The sequence below is a fragment of the Vagococcus sp. WN80Y genome (assembly GCF_059621045.1).
On sequence record NZ_JCAQHY010000112.1, the window covers coordinates 1 to 18,852 of the forward strand.

13 protein-coding genes and 1 pseudogene are annotated in these 18,852 nt (G+C 38.5%); 5 read left to right on the top strand and 9 right to left on the bottom strand.

Annotation, left to right across the window (positions count from 1 at the left end; translation table 11 throughout):
• The 9 genes and pseudogenes from AC5KOD_RS04375 to AC5KOD_RS04415 all read right to left on the bottom strand — a co-directional run.
• Positions 1 to 349: pseudogene (locus AC5KOD_RS04375) on the bottom strand (transposase); the annotation flags it as partial.
• Between the two features lie 234 nt (positions 350 to 583).
• Positions 584 to 1,264: a response regulator gene (locus tag AC5KOD_RS04380; RefSeq protein WP_496913316.1), complete on the bottom strand. Its 681-nt coding sequence runs from the start codon at positions 1,262 to 1,264 to the stop codon at positions 584 to 586.
• Positions 1,261 to 3,972 (bottom strand): DUF4118 domain-containing protein, encoded by a 2,712-nt coding sequence (locus AC5KOD_RS04385; RefSeq protein ID WP_496913317.1) that lies wholly within the window; start codon positions 3,970 to 3,972, stop codon positions 1,261 to 1,263. Before AC5KOD_RS04385 ends, AC5KOD_RS04380 begins: the two co-directional genes overlap by 4 nt.
• A gap of 21 nt (positions 3,973 to 3,993) precedes the next feature.
• Complete coding sequence (locus AC5KOD_RS04390) at positions 3,994 to 4,560, bottom strand: potassium-transporting ATPase subunit C (protein WP_496913318.1); 567 nt, start codon at positions 4,558 to 4,560, stop codon at positions 3,994 to 3,996.
• A 24-nt stretch (positions 4,561 to 4,584) separates the two neighbouring features.
• Entirely contained in the window at positions 4,585 to 6,615 is a 2,031-nt protein-coding gene (kdpB, locus tag AC5KOD_RS04395) for a potassium-transporting ATPase subunit KdpB (RefSeq protein WP_496913327.1), read from the bottom strand.
• 69 nt (positions 6,616 to 6,684) lie between these two features.
• On the bottom strand, positions 6,685 to 8,370 hold the full coding sequence (kdpA, locus tag AC5KOD_RS04400) for a potassium-transporting ATPase subunit KdpA (RefSeq protein WP_496913319.1): 1,686 nt from the start codon (positions 8,368 to 8,370) through the stop codon (positions 6,685 to 6,687).
• Entirely contained in the window at positions 8,367 to 8,456 is a 90-nt protein-coding gene (locus AC5KOD_RS04405) for a potassium-transporting ATPase subunit F (protein ID WP_496913320.1), read from the bottom strand. Before AC5KOD_RS04405 ends, kdpA begins: the two co-directional genes overlap by 4 nt.
• A 232-nt stretch (positions 8,457 to 8,688) precedes the next feature.
• A complete protein-coding gene (gene pgmB, locus AC5KOD_RS04410) occupies positions 8,689 to 9,339 on the bottom strand; it encodes a beta-phosphoglucomutase (protein WP_496913321.1) in 651 nt (216 codons plus the stop codon).
• Positions 9,340 to 12,039 (bottom strand): glycoside hydrolase family 65 protein, encoded by a 2,700-nt coding sequence (locus AC5KOD_RS04415; RefSeq protein ID WP_496913322.1) that lies wholly within the window; start codon positions 12,037 to 12,039, stop codon positions 9,340 to 9,342.
• 360 nt (positions 12,040 to 12,399) lie between these two features.
• On the opposite strand from AC5KOD_RS04415, the gene treP reads away from it, so the two are divergent.
• The 5 genes from treP (at position 12,400) to AC5KOD_RS04440 (ending at position 18,697) form a co-directional block, all read left to right on the top strand.
• Positions 12,400 to 14,364, top strand: a complete 1,965-nt coding sequence (gene treP / locus AC5KOD_RS04420) for a PTS system trehalose-specific EIIBC component (RefSeq protein WP_496913323.1) — start codon at positions 12,400 to 12,402, stop codon at positions 14,362 to 14,364.
• Positions 14,365 to 14,606: 242 nt separating this feature from the next.
• Positions 14,607 to 15,323 carry a trehalose operon repressor gene (gene treR / locus AC5KOD_RS04425; RefSeq protein ID WP_496913324.1) on the top strand — a complete coding sequence of 239 codons (717 nt, stop codon included), beginning with the start codon at positions 14,607 to 14,609 and terminating at the stop codon, positions 15,321 to 15,323.
• Positions 15,324 to 15,580: 257 nt separating this feature from the next.
• Positions 15,581 to 16,759, top strand: coding sequence for an efflux RND transporter periplasmic adaptor subunit (locus tag AC5KOD_RS04430; RefSeq protein ID WP_496913325.1), 1,179 nt, complete (start codon positions 15,581 to 15,583; stop codon positions 16,757 to 16,759).
• Positions 16,760 to 16,770: 11 nt separating this feature from the next.
• Positions 16,771 to 17,487 (top strand): ABC transporter ATP-binding protein, encoded by a 717-nt coding sequence (locus AC5KOD_RS04435; protein ID WP_496913328.1) that lies wholly within the window; start codon positions 16,771 to 16,773, stop codon positions 17,485 to 17,487.
• The gene (locus AC5KOD_RS04440) at positions 17,480 to 18,697 is read left to right on the top strand and encodes an ABC transporter permease (RefSeq protein ID WP_496913326.1); all 1,218 of its coding nucleotides are present in this window, start codon (positions 17,480 to 17,482) and stop codon (positions 18,695 to 18,697) included. Before AC5KOD_RS04435 ends, AC5KOD_RS04440 begins: the two co-directional genes overlap by 8 nt.
• The last annotated feature ends 155 nt before the right edge of the window (positions 18,698 to 18,852 follow it).

The window sequence follows — 18,852 nt, forward strand, 5'->3', positions numbered from 1 at the left end:
ATATAAATAGCTTCGTTATCGATAAGCTGTGAATGGACTAGTTGTGACCGAAATTGAATAAAACATTCTTCAAGAAGAGCGGCCGTAGTTGGCACAACACGAAAACGATTGATTGTACGATAGCTGACATGAGCCTTTCAATTTTTCTACCAGAAAATACAGATTGAGTATAGGCATACAAAAGAACCTTCATCATCATTTTTGGATGATAGGCTGGTCGTCCTATTTTCTTTTCAACTAAATAAAAAATGTCTTCAGGTATGGACTCAACTAATCCATTGACCGCTTTTACAAGGTCAGTTTCTGGAATTTTAACCTCTAAGTCTAGTGGTAAAACAACTTGATCCATGTTATAATATCACAATAATTCCGATAAACAATGGTTGATATTGTAGTCACATTAACACTGTTTAAAAGCTTCTCACCACTTAGTTACAGTCATTTTACCTTACAAGAATCTTCATACTTAAAAATACATTGCCATTTTTACAATTCTCATAAAAAAATGAGTTTATGTTCCCATCTCATCTCCGTCCATTTATAATACCAAATATCACTTTACAGACCCTTAGTTCATCCACTTTTAGCTTTCAGCCATACGATAACCTACGCCAATCTCAGTTAAAATGTAAACTGGTTCAGCAGGATTTTTTTCAATTTTACGCCGAATATTAGACATGTTTACTCTCAACGACTGATTCTCCAAAGAATAAGGCCCCCATACTTCTTTAGACAAATAATCATGAGTTAAAACTTTTCCGCTATTCATTGCCAAAATTTGAATAATTTTGTATTCAGTTGGTGTTAGATGAACTTGCTCTCCCTCAATTTGAACCACTCGTTTATCAAAATCTATTTCAAACGCCCCATTTTTTAATGCTCCCTGTAAACTTTCTTTTTTCTTTCGATGTCTAAGAGCCGTTCGAATTCTCGCTAATAACTCAGAGGTCCCAAACGGTTTGGTAATGTAATCATCTGCTCCTTCATCTAGTGCCAAAACTTTTTCCCCTTCAGTACTTCTGGCAGAAACCACAATAATAGGCACTTCAGACCAACTTCTAATATTTTTTAAGACTTCAATGCCATCTTGATCTGGCAAACCTAAATCCAAAATAACCACATCAGGAGATTCTGTCGCACACACACTAATCCCTTCCGTCCCTTTGGCTGCACGCAAAACTTTATAGGAATTCCCTTGTAAAATTGCTGTCATAAAGTTCACAATGGCAATATCATCTTCAATAATCAATATGGTTGTTGTCATATTTCCACCCCTTCTTTTAGTGGTAATGAAAATCTAAATACTGCCCCACCTTGGGCTTTATTTACCGCTTCAATAGTTCCACCATGTGCTGTCACAATTGTTTTACAGATGGATAAACCAATCCCCATCCCTCTAGAAGAATCGACTGGAATATCCTGATCTGATTCTCCCAAGGGTTGAAATAAGGTTGGAATTCTCTCTTTAGCAATCCCAACCCCCTCATCCCCCACTTCAAAAACAGCAAAATCTGGTTTCTTTTTAACCGTAATCGTCACGGCTTCTTCAGAATGAGAATGCTTGATGGCATTTTCTATCAGATTAATTAATACCTGCTCAATCAAGGTACCATCCATCGGAATCAGTAGCAACTCATCAGGTACCTTTACTACTAATGGTTGTCCTTTAAACCGTTTGCGAATCTTTCCTACCGCAACGCCTACCACTTCTTCGACAGCCTCTGCTGTTTTCTTAACAGACATCGTTCCCTCATCAATTCGAGTAACCGATAACAAATTTTCAACCATTCGAATCAACCATTCAGCATCTTCCTTCATATCAGTAAGAAGGCTTTTCTTCAAATCCATTGGTAATATCTGATCTTCTTCCAATAATACCGAGCTAGCACCTAAAATTCCCGTAAGTGGCGTACGTAAATCATGAGAAATCGCTCGAAGTAAATTCCCTCGCATCTTTTCTTTTTCATTTTCCACCATTATCTGCTGCTGTTCTGTGGCTAACCGTTGTCTCTCTAAAGCTAAAGAAAGCTGAGAGGCTAACATTTTGAGAAAGTTTTGTTCTTCATATGTTAATGGCTGTTTTTTATCAATCAGAATCCCAATCACCGCTAAAACCTTTCCTTGCGAGATCACCGGGAAATAAATAGCTTTTGCTCCCATCAAGGTATCTGTTCCAAAGCCAGCTATTTTATGATTGTTGAATACCCAATTGGCAACAGCTTGTTCATCCTCAGAAGCCAACACCTGTGATGCAGCTCTATTTTTATGTGGTAAAATGTTTAAAATTTGCTTTTCATGAGGCTTCTCTGTATAAAAAATCACACTTCGCTCAACAGCTTGGACAAGATAGTCATTTGTTACTTGAACTATTTTTGTTAAGTCACGAGTCGATAACAGGCTTTTATTTAAGTCGTAAAGAACTTCCATTTGATGTTCTTTTTCAATAGAATCTCGTGCTTGATTTTTCAAGCGAATCATCATATTACTAGTAAAAAGTGCACTGATCAACATAATTAGCAACGTAATTGGATAACCTGGTTTATAAACAGTCAATGAATTCAATGGTTCGACGAAAAACCAATTGAATAGAATAACACTGATTCCTGAGCCAATAATGCCGTATAAATAGCCTGTCGTGACTCTAGAAATCATTACCACAAACAACAAGTAAACAATAATAACATTTTGATCCCCAATCCCCAAGTAGGTGACCACTTCTGATAAAAGCGTTGCCGCTATTAACAAACCAGCTGTTTTTAATACATCCATAAGTGATATTTTTTGTGGTAACCAACGCTTTATCGAAAAAATTTTTTTTGGTCGATAAGGGTCTTTTTCTGCTAAAAGAGTCAGATGTAATTCAACATGCTTTAAGCGTTTCATCAACTCATCTTCACTGTCTCTTTTCAACCATTTAAATAATCCAAATCGCTGACGTCGGTATTTTCCTAAGATGATGTCAGTTACACTTGTCAATTTAGCATACTGGGCGATAACCTCAATTGGATGGTCTCCCACTAAGGTTACAACTTCGGCTCCTAAACGTTCGGCTAAATTCATCGTTTCTTTTAACCTAACCTGCTCTTCTTCTGAAAGCTCATCGTCACTTTTTTCAACAGATAAAACTACCCATTCGCCGTGAAGAGCATCAGCTAATCGAGCTGTCCACCGAACACACTTTTCAGCCCCTTGATAATCCAAATTATAAAGGCAGGTCAATAATCGTACATGGGCGCGCTTTTCCTGATAGCCTTCTTCAATCCGATTGTCCCGACTAATATGATCCGCTGCTTTACGAATCGCGATTTCTCTTAATAATTTCAAATTATCTTTGGTAAAAAAGTGATTCATCGCTTTTCTAGCACGTTCCGGTCGATAAATTTTCCCCTCTTTTAAACGACTCAATAGTTCTTCTGGCTCAATATCAATTAGCTTAATTTCAGCGTGACTCATAAAACTATCTGGCACAGTCTCTTGTACGCGAATATGAGCAATTTCCTCAATAATATCGGTTAAGCTTTCTAAATGTTGCACATTAACAGTCGTATAAACATCAATTCCAGCACGCAGTAATTCTTCTATGTCTTGGTAACGTTTCTTATTCCTAGAACCCAAGACATTAGTATGTGCCAATTCATCCACTAGAATGATATCTGGGGCTAATGTTAATGCCGCATCTAAATCAAACTCTTCAAGTATCATATTCTTGTAAGGTAACTTTTTTGTCGGAATACTTTCAAAACCAGCAATCAATGCTAACGTATCTGGGCGAACATGGGGTTCAATGTAACCTAAAATAACATCCTTGCCCGCCGCAAGTTGTTTTTTTGCTGCTTTTAACATAGCATAAGTTTTACCAACTCCCGCGGCATAGCCAAAGAAAACTTTCAATTTACCTGTTCCTGTTGTCTCCAACTGAATCACTTGACGCAACAGTTGATCAGGATCTGGTCGCTCTAGCTCTTCTCTCATGTTTCCCCCACACTTTCCGCTCTACTTTAATTCATCTAAAGCAACATTCACACCTAGCACATTTACTCGTGGCTCTCCAATTGTACCAAAAATTTGACCCGTTGTATGGTTATGAATCACTTTCTCAACCTCTTTTTCAGAGAGAGCTCTTTCTCTAGCAATTCTACCAACTTGATAAAAGGCTGCTTGTAATGAAATATCAGGATCTACGCCACTTCCAGACTGTGTCACTAAATCCATCGGTATTTCTGCTTGATTCGTGGGATCAATTGCTTTAAAAAAAGCCACCCGCCTGTCAACTAATTCTCGCTGCTCCACACTAACTGGCGATAACTGACTTGCAGTACCTACTGGACGCCCAATCAAATAATGAGGGTCAGAAAATCGTTGACCTAATAAATAGGAACCAACCGTTTTCTTACTGCCATCTGCAACAGAAACTGTCACAAGACTTCCATTGGCCTGTTGATTAAACATTACTTGACCAATTCCTGTCACTAAAAGCGTATAGCCTAATCCACAAACTAGCGTCATTAACGCCAATAACCGACAAGCAGGTTGCATATTTTCTTTGATAAACGACTTCATTTTACGTCTCTCCTTCTTTATGTCTTAGCCCACACCAAAAGCTGTCAACACCATATCTATTAACTTAATCGCAATAAACGGAGCAACTAATCCGCCTATACCATAAATCATTAAATTATGCCGTAAAATTTGGCTGGCTGGCATCTCTTTATAACTAACCCCTTTTAAGGACAGAGGAATTAATGCCACAATAATTAGTGCATTGTAAATAATTGCTGATAGGATCGCACTAGTGGGACTACTTAATCTCATCAGATTTAAGGTCGCTAATTGTGGATAAATGGCATAAAATAAGACAGGGATAATCGCAAAGTATTTTGCAACATCATTGGCAATACTAAACGTTGTCAAAGCTCCCCTTGTCATTAAAAGCTGCTTTCCTATCCTGACGATATCAATAAGTTTAGTTGGACTTGAATCCAAATCAATCATATTACCAGCTTCTTTCGCTGCTTGTGTCCCAGTATTCATAGCCACGGCCACATCAGCTTGAGCCAAAGCTGGAGCATCATTAGTACCATCTCCTGTCATCGCTACTAAATGACCTTCTTCTTGATACTGACGAATTAATTCTAGTTTAGCTTCTGGTGTCGCTTCTGCTAAAAAATCGTCGACTCCTGCTTCAGCAGCAATCGCAGCAGCTGTCATAGGATTATCACCTGTAATCATGATTGTTTTAATACCCATGGCTCGCATGTCTTCAAAACGTTCCTTGACCCCATTCTTCACAATATCTTTCAAATAGATAACACCTAAAACTTGTTTATTTTTAACCACTACTAGCGGTGTGCCACCCAAACCGGCCACTTTTGCAACAATTTCATCACACTCAACCGGATAGGTACCACCAGCCTTAGTAACAAACTTCTTCACTGTATCAGCAGCACCCTTGCGAATTTCATTTTCTTGATAGTCAATTCCACTCATTCTTGTTTTAGCAGAAAATTCAATAAAGGTAGCTTTTAAATCAGAAAAATTACGTCCGCGAATATCAAATCGTTCTTTGGCAAGTACCACAATACTGCGACCTTCCGCTGTTTCATCCGCTAATGAAGAAAGTTGTGCCGCGTCAGCCAAGACCACTTCATCAACTCCAGATACAGGTAAAAATTCACTAGCTCTTCGATTGCCTAAAGTGATGGTTCCTGTCTTATCTAACATTAAAATATCGACATCACCAGCTGCCTCAATTGCACGCCCACTCATAGCCAAGACGTTAGCTTTATTCAAACGGCTCATCCCTGCAATTCCAATTGAAGATAATAAAGCCCCAATCGTTGTTGGCGCTAAGCACACTAGTAAAGCAATAACCACCGTTAATGATAATGCCGTTCCACTGCCTGATAGCTGACTAGAATACCGAGTAAAAGGTAAAAGTGTGGCTGATACAACTAAAAAAATGAGCGTCAAGGTAATCAATAGAATTTGTAGCGAAATTTCATTTGGCGTTTTCTTACGAGCAGAGCCTTCTACCATGGCAATCATTTTATCTAAAAAACTTTCACCACTCTCTGCTGTAACTTGGATCACTAAAGAGTCAGAAACGACCGTCGTCCCACCAGTCACAGCACTTCTATCACCGCCAGACTCTCTAATCACTGGAGCAGATTCTCCTGTGATAGCACTCTCATCAACAGAAGCTGCGCCGTCTACAACGTCACCATCCATTGGAATCTGCTCACCAGCTACAACATAAACCAGATCTCCTTTTTTCAAATCAGAAGAACTTACTTCTATGACAGTCTCAAGCTCTTTAACTGATTTAACTTTTTTGGCAATGACTTCTTTTCTAGCACTTTTTAAACTATCTGCCTGAGCTCTACCACGCCCTTCAGCGATTGCTTCTGCAAAATTGGCAAAAAGAATGGTCAACCATAATATCACTGCAATAGCAAAAGTAAAACCCGTTGATTGATCTTGAATTCCTATAAGGGATAAAAGAAATAATCCTGTCGTTAAGATAGCCCCTAAATAAACGACAAACATAACTGGATTTTTTAATTGAATCTGCGGAAGACATTTTACTAATGATTGTTTCAACGCGTCCTTTATCATTGCTTTTTTTGATTCTAATTCTTTCATTTTTTACATCCTCTATCTTCTCAAATTTTGCGTCCTACTTACCTAACAAGTCATGAAAAATTCAGCAATTGGGCCTAGTCCCATTGCAGGTAAAAAGCTTAACGCACCAATTAGTAAAATGACTCCTAAAAGCATGCCAATAAAAGTACCACTAGTGGTTGATAATGTTCCCTCACTAACAGCCACCATTTTTTTCTTCCCTAAATTTTCAGCCAAAAATAGAATAGCACTCATCGGAATAAAACGAACCACCAACATAATAACGCCACCTAAATAATTTAAAAATGTTGTATCAGTTGTCATCCCTGCAAAGGCACTCCCATTATTATTTGCTAAAGAAGAAAAATTATACATTACTTCTGAAAAACCATGTGCGCCTTTATTTCCCAACCACATAGCTGAGTCTGGATATAACGTAAACGTCATGCTTCCAACTAATGCTAAAATAGGCGGAGTTAAAATCACCAAACACACCATTTTCATATCAAAAGGCTCAATTTTCTTTCCTAAATATTCAGGCGTTCTCCCAACCAATAGGCCTGCAATAAAAACGGTCAATAGTACAAAAGCAATCATGCCGTAAAGCCCACTACCAGCTCCACCAAAAACAATCTCCCCTAATTGCATCAGAAACATCGGAATCATACCACCTAAAGGTGTCAAACTATCCATCATGCCATTGACTGAACCATTAGACGCAGCGGTTGTGCTAACCGCCCATAAGCTTGACCAACCAATTCCAAATCTCACTTCTTTCCCTTCCAGGTTGCCACCACTAATCACATTTGCAAAATGAGGTCCAGTATAATATTCACTCATTGTGATACCAACAAGCGCCATCACAAGTAAAATAAGTGACACAATAAAAATAGTTTTTCCTTGCTTCATTTCCTTAACAAATAAACCAAAGGACACAATTAACGCGACAGGAATAATTAAAATGGCTAAATTTTCAACAAGATTAGAAAAAACAGTGGGATTTTCTAACGGAAAGGCTGAGTTACCTCCAAAATAACCGCCGCCATTCGTCCCTAATTGCTTAATCGCAATTTGACTCGCCGCTGCACCAAGCGGGATCACAGCTTTTTCTCCTGTTTCCAGACCATAACTAACAACTGAAGCGCCAAAGGTTTGGACAACTCCCTGAGAGATTAACAGTAAGGCAACGATGGTTGATAATGGTAGCAAAACATAAACGACAGCCCGTGTTAAATCTTGCCAAAAATTACCTAAGGTCAGGCTATTTCGCGCAACAAACCCTCTTAATAAAGCAAATAAAACCGCAATCCCAACACCAGCCGAAACAAAATTTTGAACAGTCAATGCCAACATTTGAGTGAGCGGTGACAAGCTCGTTTCTCCTGCGTAAGCTTGCCAGTTTGTATTAGTCACAAAACTAATAGCGGTATTGACAGCTAAACTCAGACTCGTCCCTTTAACATCATCAGGATTTCCAGGTAAGTAGCCCTGTAGTAACATAAAAAAAAGAACAGTAAGCAGACTCACAAAAGAAAAAGACATAACAGCGACCGTGTATTTTTTAGCTGTCATTTCTTCCTTACCTTGTTTCCCTAGTAAACGGTAGCTCATATTTTCAATTGGCGATAGAATAGCACTCAACCAGACATGCTTTCCCGTCATCACTTTATACATATAAAACCCAAGAGGAATACCAAAAGCAAGTAGCAGCAATAAAAATAATAGCTGATTGATGATAAGATTACTCATAACTGATCCCCCCAAAACAAACTATATACTAAATAAACAAACACCCCGACTGCCATCAAACCCGCGATACAAATAACTAACGCCATGATGGAACACCCCTTTACTTTAAGATAAGCTCATCTTACCAATTTTGTAATAAAGATAGTGTTAAGATACTAGCGTGAGGTGTTAAGATTGTGTAAAGATTCTGAAGTCAATTCAAATAATTTTGACTTTTTATTTTGCAAATTAAGGCTAATCTAAATAACCACTTGGTAATATAATCAGATAATGCTCTGATTATTACCAAGTGGTTAAAATTAATTTTTTATACTTTACCTAATAAGCGAGTAGCTCTGCTACAGAAGTTTCACGTAAATCAGTCACCGATACTGTTGTTCCCGTCAATTGACTTTCACTGATAATCCCAACTGCCATAATACCAGCAGCATTTAAAGCGTCAACTCCAGCTTGAGCATCTTCAAAACCAACAGCCTCAGATGGCTCAACATTGATTGCCTGCGCCGCCTTTAAAAAGATTTCTGGATCTGGCTTGCCTTTGGTTAGGCTAGCTGGATCAACAATCGCGTCAAAATTTGCTGCCACACCAAGCTTCTCTAAAATCATTGGCGCATTTTTTGAAGCTGAGGCAATCGCACATGGAATGCTCAGTGCCTTCGCTTCAGCTAAAAAATCAGCGATTCCTGGCAGCAAGTCTCTTGGCGATAAATCCGCTAATAATTCGACATACGCCTTATTTTTTTTAACAGCCAGGGTTTCTTTTTCTGCCTCTGTGTAATCATTTCCTTTACCACCAAATGCTAAAATCCGCTCCAATGAGGTCATACGGTCGATTCCTTTTAGCGTTTCGTTAAAAGCCTCATCAATTTCTATCCCTAATTCGCTAGCCAGCTCTTTCCAAGCTAAGTAGTGATATTTTGCTGTATCCGTGATCACACCATCCAAATCAAAAATAAATCCTTTTTTCATTTAGTTTCCCTCTCTTTGATAGCTAATTGTCGTTACCTGTCCTTTTTCTAAATCATGACGTTGTCCACCAACCATCACAGAGCAGGCTTCACTGGCTTCAATTACAAGGGTCGTTGGAGTTACTTCAACCTGATAATCTATACCAAAACGAGTTAAACTAAATCCAAGTTGCTGCCACTTATCAGGTAAATCAGGATTAAAGCTTAATAATTCTCCTCGGTTATCGACTCCGCCATAAGTTTGTAAAGTAACCATCAAAGTAGCTGCCATTACACCTGTATGAATCCCCTCAGCAGTCGTTCCACCTTGAATATCTTGATAATCTGAACGCAGCGCCTCTTGATATAGCTGCCATGATAATTCGCGTTTACCTACCATTTCTGCTAATTGAGCATGAACAATACGTGATAATGTCGAGCCATGGGAAGTACGTTGTAAGTAGTAATCCAGATTTTTTTCTAAATAATCACTTGGCAGTTGATACTCTAGATCAGTCATAATTTCATCGACTTTTTCTTTCGATAAATTATAAAAAGTCATCAACGTATCTGCTTGTTTCGCTACCTTATAATCATCGGCCGATTTACCATCTGCTTTCAAAATCCGGTCCATCCGGTAAATATTGCCATATTTTTCCCGATAATAATCCCAATCAATTTCTTTCAATTCAAAATAACCGGCATATTGAGCAATGATTCCCTCTTGATTAATCTCTAAATGTAGCTGTTGGCGAATTTTTTGCATCTCACTAATTTTTTCAGCAGTTACATTGGTTTTAGCTTGCAGTGTTGTCACTTCTGTAGACGATAATGCCGTCATTAAAGTGGCAATCTCTTCAAATAGCCAGACAACCATCATATTAGTATAAGCATTATCAGTCAGACCGCCTTCATCGCTGTCTGGATAAGCTTCATGAAATTCATCTGGTCCCATAACCTGTGGAATCGAATAGCGTTGCAAACGATCATCCCAAATAGCTTTACTTCGCCAGAATTCAGCAATTTCCAAAAGCATCTCAGCTCCATAATGGCTGATAAAGTCATGGTCACCTGTATTATGCCAATAATTCCAGACATTATAAGCAATCGCTAAAGATACGTGGCGTTGTAAGCGACTGTAATCTTCCCCCCATTGACCATTTAGAGGATTTAAGTGGACTTCTTGAGTTTGTTCCGTTCCATCTAAACCAGATTGCCAAGGATACATCGCACCAGAAAATCCCGCTTCTCTAGCATTTTCTTTAGCCGCTTCTAAACGATTATAGCGATACATCAATAATTGTTTCGCCATTTCTGGAAAATGAAGTTGATAGAAAGGTAGAATGAAGATTTCATCCCAGAAAATATGGCCTCTATAGGCCTCTCCATGTAAGCCACGAGCGGTGATTGATACATCTAGCTCTCGATTGGCAATCGGCGAACCCGACACTAATAAATGATACGTATGAAGATGAATTAGCTTTTGCGACATCCAATCGCCACTAAGACTAATCTCAGCCTTTTGCCAAAGCTCGTTCCATGCTTGAGTACTCTCTGCCTGATTCATTTCAAACGTTTTTGGCTTAATTGGTGAATCTAGATAGCTTTTCCCAGCTTCTGCTTCCTCTGGGAAAAAATAAGCGATTGAAACACCTTTTTCAACAGAATAGGTTTGGCCTTCTTGAACATCTAATAAAATTCGTTGTGTAATAGCCGTCTCAGAAACCTCATTGACTACCCCTTTTTTGATTAACTCACCAAATAATTCAGAATGCTGTACCACGTGAATAGTTGATTGTTTAGTTGCCACTCCAACAGTAGTTGTTGCCCCATCTGCACTTAGATGCGTAATATCTAGATGCTCGCTTGTCAAGCTGCGATAGCGCTCAGTATTATAGTTAATCACCGCGGCATCACTTTTAGCAATCACTTGAAGCTTTCCACTAAAATTCAAAGGCGTGATATCATAGTGAATTGAATAATGATGCTCATCCGCCATATTAACCAGACGTTTAGTCACCAGCTTAAATTGATAGCCTTGACTCGTAACAAGAGCCTCTGCAGTAAACAGGCCTGTCCGCAAATCTAACTGACGATGCAATGAGCTCATCGTCGTAGTATTAATCTCTAGAACAGGGCCGTCTTCAATCTTGATTGACAGATATTGAAGATTAGGACTATTAACAAAATCCTCATTGACCACTGGTCTTCCTTCAATAATCGAAGTCGCACCATTATATAGCCCTGCCAAATAGGTTGCTGGGTAATGATCGTCAGAAATCTCCATCTCTGCCAATGTCCCACGTAAGCCGATAAAGCCATTTCCAGTAGTCAGTAAAGACTCAACTGAGTACTCACTCTTACCAGGTGTATAGCCGTAATAATTAAGGTTCCATGTTTGTTCTATCGCAGCTTGATTAAAAAAAGCTGCTACATCCTTTGCTTCAGATAACTGTTCAGCAAAAACAATTGGGCAGTTTAAACTTTCAGAAAATGACTGGATGGCTGCTTTTTCGAAATCCGTCAGAGTGTTTTCCGATACATCGAGCGTCATTCCAATAAATTCCCACCCTAGCTCCATCACCTTTTCTGTTAAATGAGATAAATCTTGCTCCCATTTATCGGCAGTTAACTCTAGCTCAACCTTTTCAATTTGTTCACCTGCGACTGTCATCAGACGCAATTGAATAGTTGGTTGAAATGTCATCGCAATGTAAGTCATCTCAGATCTCCTCTTATTTAAAATTAATTTATTCAAGATTCTTGTATATACATGTTTGGTTGGTTTCAGTATAAACAATCCGCAACTATATTGCAAATTAAATTATCTATTTTTCAATTCATTATTTTTTTGATACACCTATTTTCTCCGATATATAATAAGAAACTATTATTTTAACTTTTCAAGAAAATATAACTATCGAGATAAAACGCTTGCATGATTTGCCAAAAGGAAGTATCATGTATATACAAGGACTTGTCTATACATGATTGTTGTTTGTTAAAAAAGGAGGTTTCTCATCTTGGTTAGGATTAACGCCTAATTGGAAACATCCCTTACAAAAAAAAGGAGGAATTATTTATGGCAGATTACAAAAATGATGCTGCACAGTTACTAAAGGACATTGGTGGCAAAGAAAACATCGCCGCTGTTAGCCATTGTGCGACTCGTATGCGTTTCGTGTTAAACGATCCAGCAAAAGCAGATGAAAAAGCAATCGAGGATATTCCAGTTGTAAAAGGAATGTTTACTCAAGCAGGACAATTTCAAGTGATTATCGGCAACGATGTCCAAACTTTTTACAACGAATTCGTCAAAGTCTCTGGTGTAGAAGGGGTTTCTAAAGATGCCGCTAAGCAAAATGCTAAACAAAACCAAACAACCTTGCAACGAATTATCGGTGTTTTTGCCGAAATCTTCTCACCACTTATTCCAGCATTAGTTGTCGGCGGGCTAATATTAGGCTTCCGTAACATTTTAGAAGGCATTCAGTTTGGTTTTTTAAATGGGCAAACAATTGTTGAAGTCTCTCAATTTTGGGCTGGGACAAATAGCTTTTTATGGTTAATCGGTGAGGCAATCTTCCAATTCCTACCAGTGGGTATTACTTGGAGTATTGCTAAAAAAATGGGCACGACTCAAATTTTAGGAATTGTTTTAGGGATTACCTTGGTTTCTCCGCAATTATTAAATGCTTATTCAGTAGCAACAACGGCTCCCGCTGATATTCCTTTTTGGGACTTTGGCTTTGCACAAGTCAATATGATTGGCTATCAAGCCCAAGTTATTCCAGCAATGCTAGCTGGCTTCTTGCTTTGTTATTTGGAACTCTTTTTCCGAAAACATATCCCGCAAGCTATTTCCATGATTTTTGTTCCACTTTTCGCTCTAGTTCCAACGGTTCTTTTAGCCCACACTGTATTGGGGCCTATTGGTTGGAAAATCGGTAGCTTCATCTCAACTATCGTTAATACTGGCTTAGCTAGTGCGTTCAATTGGTTGTTTGCCGCTGCATTTGGCTTCTTCTATGCGCCACTAGTTATTACGGGACTGCATCATATGACAAATGCCATCGATTTACAATTAGTTGCCGACTTTGGAAGTACTAACTTATGGCCAATGATCGCCTTGTCAAATATCGCTCAAGGTTCAGCGGTTTTAGCCATTGTTTTCTTACATCGCGGCAATGAAAAAGAAGAGCAAGTGTCAATTCCAGCCGCTATTTCATGTTATTTAGGCGTCACTGAGCCTGCGATGTTCGGGATTAATTTGAAATACCTCTACCCATTCGTAGCTGGCATGATCGGCTCAAGTCTAGCAGGTCTTTTCTCTACACTGATGGGCGTACGTGCCGCAAGTATTGGTGTCGGTGGTTTACCGGGAATTTTATCAATTAAAATCGGTTATCTTCCCTTCTTTATCGCAATGATTATTGCAATTGTGGTGCCTTTCTTCTTGACAATTTTATTCAGAAATAAAAATATTTTAAATAAAATTGATCGTGTTGGTGAAGAACCAGTATTAGCTGGCGCTGATGGCAGTATTTCAGAAGCATCTGTTGACACAATTATTCCTACTAACACATCACTTACAGCTGATTTTGATTTATACGCGCCAACTAATGGTCAATTAGTAGCGATCACAGACGTCAAGGATCAAGTTTTCTCACAAAAAATGTTGGGTGACGGTTTCGCTATTCAACCTTCTAGCAATGAGATTGTTTCACCTATTTCTGGTAAAGTAACATCAATCTTCCCAACTAAACACGCGATTGGTCTATTAATGGACAATGGCTTGGAAGTACTAGTTCATATGGGTCTCGACACGGTGGAACTTAAAGGTGAACCTTTCGAGATTTTAGTCAGCGACAACCAAACAGTCTCAGCCGGAACTCCTATTGCTAAGATGGATATTGAGAAAGTAATTTCACTTGGTAAAGGAACAGATATAATTGTTGTGTTAACTAATCTAGATGACAGTCATTCATTTAGTTTAACTAAAACGGGTCCTGTAACAAGTGGCGAACGAATCGGTGTCACAGACTAAAAGATTACCTAACAATTCTGATTTTATTTGGATAAGTAACAGAGGCTAGGACGTATATCTCAGCCTCTGTTTTTTCCTTAATTCCGTTATATTAATAGGCTATTAACTGTTACTAAAAGGGACTTGGTACTTCCTCAAATGTGTGATATGATGAGGAATGGTAAGAATCACAGGTCTCCAATATCAACTACTAGCTTCATGTTAATGGACTCGTGCATTCACCTATTTAAGGAGGGTTTTAAATGAATAAATTTCATGACATATTTATAGACTTAGAAGAAAAAATCATTAATAAAGACTACCCTTCCGGTACCTTGCTTCCTAGTGAAAAACAATTAATGGAAATTTACGGTGTTTCTCGTGAAACAATCCGCAAAGCCTTAGGCTTATTAATTAATTCTGGTTATATTCAAAAACAACAAGGAAAAGGCTCAATTGTTTTGAACTTTGAGCGGTTTGACTTCCCTATTTCTGGCTTAACAAGCTATAAAGAATTACAAGACTCTCAGCGGATTGCTAGCGAAACCATCGTAGCAGAGCTTGAACAAGATCAGGTCACCCCTCATCTTGCTCAATTAACTAATTGGAAACAAGGGGCTGACATCTGGCGTTTACTACGACAGCGGCGAATTGCGGGAGAGATTGTTATCTTAGATAAAGACTATCTCCTTACTGAAATCATTCCTGAGTTGCCCGTTGACCGAGCTGCTGTATCTATCTACGATTATTTTGAAAATGAACTGGGACTAACCATCGGCTACGCTCAAAAAGAAATTACTGCTGAAGAAATCACCGATGAGGATAAAAAGTATATGGATTTAAATCCCGATGATACTCATGTTATCGTTGTTCGCAGTGTTGTTTCCCTTGAAGATACTCGTGCCTTTGAAGTCACTGAATCCCGTCACCGACTTGATAAGTTTAAGTTTGTTGATTTTGCTCGTCGTAGAAAAGTTTAGGTTGCTAATGTGGATTTAGATTGACGACTCTTTACGTGCTTAAAGACTGCCAATCAGACAGTCTTTAAGCATTGTAAAAAAATGGAACCGTAACCAAAATATCTACTAGTAGTTTGTCAAAAAGAATAACAGATAACTGTTTATCTCCTTCACGACGCCATTAAAAATTTAAATCTAGGTCTTAAGTCCTGTACTAATTGTCATAAAAACGTAATATAATGGAAAAGTAACTAGTTTATCGGAAAAGAGGAAGACATGTGAAAAAGAGAACTAAAATTATTGTTGGGGTTGCGGGAGCAGCTGTACTATTAATTGGTGGCTATATGCTGTTTTCGCCTAAAGGAAACGATCCTAAAAAAGCCTCGGCCGAACCAGAAATTGAGTATTTTAATCTTGAAGGAGCTGAACAGGTCTTTATTAACGGCTCTGTCACACCCGTTCGATCTCAAGAGTTTGTCAAAGATACGACTCTTGGTAAACTTGGTGATCTACAAGTTGAGAACGGTGCCTTAGTCGAAGAAGGTACCCTGCTTTATCAATATATTGACCCAAATAGTGATAAAGAAATTGCTGATATTGAAGCCAATATTCAAAGCACACAAGCTGATCGATACAAAGCTGCTAGACAAATGGAATTGGAATTACAGCAATTAAAAGAAGGCTCTACCCAACCAGCTGAAGGCGGCGAAGGCGAAACAACGGGTGGTGATACGGCAGCTAATCGCGAAAGTATCGCTCTAAAATACGATATAAACGGTTTTGATGTCCGCTTAGCTCAAATGGAGCAGCAATTAAATGATGTCTTAGAACGTCAGGTTAACAAGGTGACTGCTCCTTTTAAAGGAAAAGTTTCTGTTCCACAGGATAAAAACCGTGATAGCGCTATTCTTAATTTAACGTCTGAAGATTATTACGTCGTAGGCACTGTTAATGAAAAAGATGTCGAAAAAATTAAAGTAGAACAACCTGCTGACATTCAGACTATTTCAAATAAGAAAAACATGAAAGGCAAAATTACTTATATTTCCGAAGTTCCTAATGTCGCATCTACTACTGATGCCGGTGGTAATGGAAGCAGCAGTAGTTTGAGCAACTACACAGTAAAACTTTCTATAGAATCTGCTGAAGGAATAAAAAATGGCTTTCACGTTCAGGCAGCGATTAATTTAAATGATAAAAAAATGATGATTCCTAAAAAGGCCGTACAGTATGATAAAGAACAAGCTTACGTCCTAGTAGACGATTTTGGAACAGTCTTAAAGAAAAATATTACGGTAGTTACACCAAAAGAAGCAACGGGTGACGAAGTTGAAGTGTCAAGTGGTCTAGAAGCCATGGACCGTATTATTGTCAGCTCTAGTAAAAAATTAAAAGATGGAGACGTGTTACAGGCCGAAGAAGGCGCTGAACAACAACCAGTTGAAGGGATGGAGTAGTCATGAGTGAGATGAGTGAATCAACTGAACAAACATCCCCGCTAATCGTTATGAAAAATATTAACAAATACTACCCTGTTGGTAAGGATCAGCTTCATGTCTTAAAAAATTTAGATTTGACCATTGAACGCGGTGAGTTCTTAATGATTATGGGAAAATCAGGTAGTGGTAAAACAACGTTGATGAACATCTTCGGTTTCCTTGATACCATTTCCGATGGTGAGTATTATTTTGACGATCAGGATGTATCAAAACTGACAGAGAATCAAAAATCAGATTTACGAAATAAATATCTGGGCTTTATTTTCCAGCAATTCTTTCTTATTCAATCTCTTAATGTCAGACAAAATGTTGAACTACCAATGGTTTATGAAGGGAAAAGAAAAGATCGCGAACGACAAGAAATTGCTAAAAAGTATTTAGATATGGTTGGCTTAGACACCAAAGAAAAATCTAAAACCACTGAACTTTCAGGTGGGCAACAACAACGGGTTGCGATTGCTCGAGCATTAGTCAATGAACCTCTTTTGATTATGGCAGATGAACCGACTGGGGCACTTGATAGTGAAACGAGTGCGGATATTATGGCCATCTTAACTGAATTAAATAAAGAAGGAAAAACCATTGTCATGGTTACCCATGATGACGATATGACAAAATACGCCTCACGAGTCATTTATATGAAAGATGGTCTATTCTTTGAAGAGGAGGCCTACAAGCATGGTTAAAAATTTACTACTAAGCACCTTTTTAAGCTTACGCGCACATAAGCTTAGGGTTTTCCTAACGATGGTTGGTATTATTATTGGAATTGCTGCAGTTGTGACGGTGTCAGCTATTGGTGAAGGAATGAAAGAAAGTAGTCTCAAGATGCTGGATTCCACTAATTCTAACGTTGTTCGCTTAGTCTACAAAGAAAACGTCGAAAACGAAGAAGCAGAAACAATGAATCAATATGATAGCTTTGCTTTTAGTCGAAATGACCTAAAACGATTGCGTGAATTAGATAATATCGAAGCGATTTTTGCTGATTACGGATATGGGTTTGGCTCTGTTGAAACCATCTCCCCAACAATTTCTTATTTCGATGCAGGATCTAATGGAGAAGTCACTCCAAGTAGTGGCCCTAACACGATAGCCTATGGTCGCGACTTTACAGCGGATGATGCAGACAAAAATGTCATTATTTTAACATTCGATGTCCTAAAATATGCGTTGGGTATCACAAAACCTAAAGACATCTTAGGTCGCGCAATTGATGTGGATGGCGAAAAATTTGTTGTAGTTGGCGTCAAAAAAGAAATTGCTAGCGACGAAATGATTACTGATAATTCTGTTTTTTATAATGTTGTACCTAAAAAAGCTTACAATCAATTGGCCAAAGGTAAACCTATTAACGCCATTAAACTAAAAATTGGCGCTGATACTGATCGTAATGCGGTAATTGGAGAAGCTAACGACCGATTAAAAGAATACCATCCTGAACTTGATGGTGCTTTTGAAGAGGATCGTACAAGTGAATCAATTCGCCAACAAATTGAAAGTATGATTCAACAAGTCATTGTCGGACTTCTCTTTATCACAGCAATCTCACTACTTGTTGGTGGTATTGGGGTAATGAACATTATGTATGTCTCCGTTTCTGAGCGAAAAAGAGAAATAGGGATTCGCCGTGCAATTGGGGCTAAGCCTCTAAATATTATGGTGCAATTTTTGCTAGAAGCCGCTTTTATCACGCTACTTGGTGGTGTTCTTGGTATTTTACTCGGATGGGGAATTGCCCAACTGGTATCAATGGTTGCTGGAATTGAAGCGATTCTCAGCTTGAAGATGACTCTTGTTTCAGCTGGTGTTTCAATTGCTATTGGCTTAATTTTCGGAGTAATCCCAGCCTTCAATGCTGCTCGGATGGATCCAATTAAAGCTATCTATCAATAATACTCGCTCTATTTAATTATAAAAGGAGCTGTGACAAAAGTCGTTTTGCTCCGAGCACTACGTAAACTTCGATACCTTAACTCTCTTCGATGTCCCTCATTTCTAAGGGCTAAAGCCCAAAGAATGATGGCTTGCAACTTTAGTTGCTTAGAAGT

Bases quoted from the DNA above. Each gene is read 5' to 3' on its own strand.
- AC5KOD_RS04380 (WP_496913316.1), bottom strand. From the start codon at position 1,264: ATGACAACAACCATATTGATTATTGAAGATGATATTGCCATTGTGAAC.
- AC5KOD_RS04385 (WP_496913317.1), bottom strand. From the start codon at position 3,972: ATGAGAGAAGAGCTAGAGCGACCAGATCCTGATCAACTGTTGCGTCAA.
- AC5KOD_RS04390 (WP_496913318.1), bottom strand. From the start codon at position 4,560: ATGAAGTCGTTTATCAAAGAAAATATGCAACCTGCTTGTCGGTTATTG.
- kdpB (WP_496913327.1), bottom strand. From the start codon at position 6,615: ATGATAAAGGACGCGTTGAAACAATCATTAGTAAAATGTCTTCCGCAG.
- kdpA (WP_496913319.1), bottom strand. From the start codon at position 8,370: ATGAGTAATCTTATCATCAATCAGCTATTATTTTTATTGCTGCTACTT.
- AC5KOD_RS04405 (WP_496913320.1), bottom strand. From the start codon at position 8,456: ATGGCGTTAGTTATTTGTATCGCGGGTTTGATGGCAGTCGGGGTGTTT.
- pgmB (WP_496913321.1), bottom strand. From the start codon at position 9,339: ATGAAAAAAGGATTTATTTTTGATTTGGATGGTGTGATCACGGATACA.
- AC5KOD_RS04415 (WP_496913322.1), bottom strand. From the start codon at position 12,039: ATGACTTACATTGCGATGACATTTCAACCAACTATTCAATTGCGTCTG.
- treP (WP_496913323.1), top strand. From the start codon at position 12,400: ATGGCAGATTACAAAAATGATGCTGCACAGTTACTAAAGGACATTGGT.
- treR (WP_496913324.1), top strand. From the start codon at position 14,607: ATGAATAAATTTCATGACATATTTATAGACTTAGAAGAAAAAATCATT.
- AC5KOD_RS04435 (WP_496913328.1), top strand. From the start codon at position 16,771: ATGAGTGAATCAACTGAACAAACATCCCCGCTAATCGTTATGAAAAAT.
- AC5KOD_RS04440 (WP_496913326.1), top strand. From the start codon at position 17,480: ATGGTTAAAAATTTACTACTAAGCACCTTTTTAAGCTTACGCGCACAT.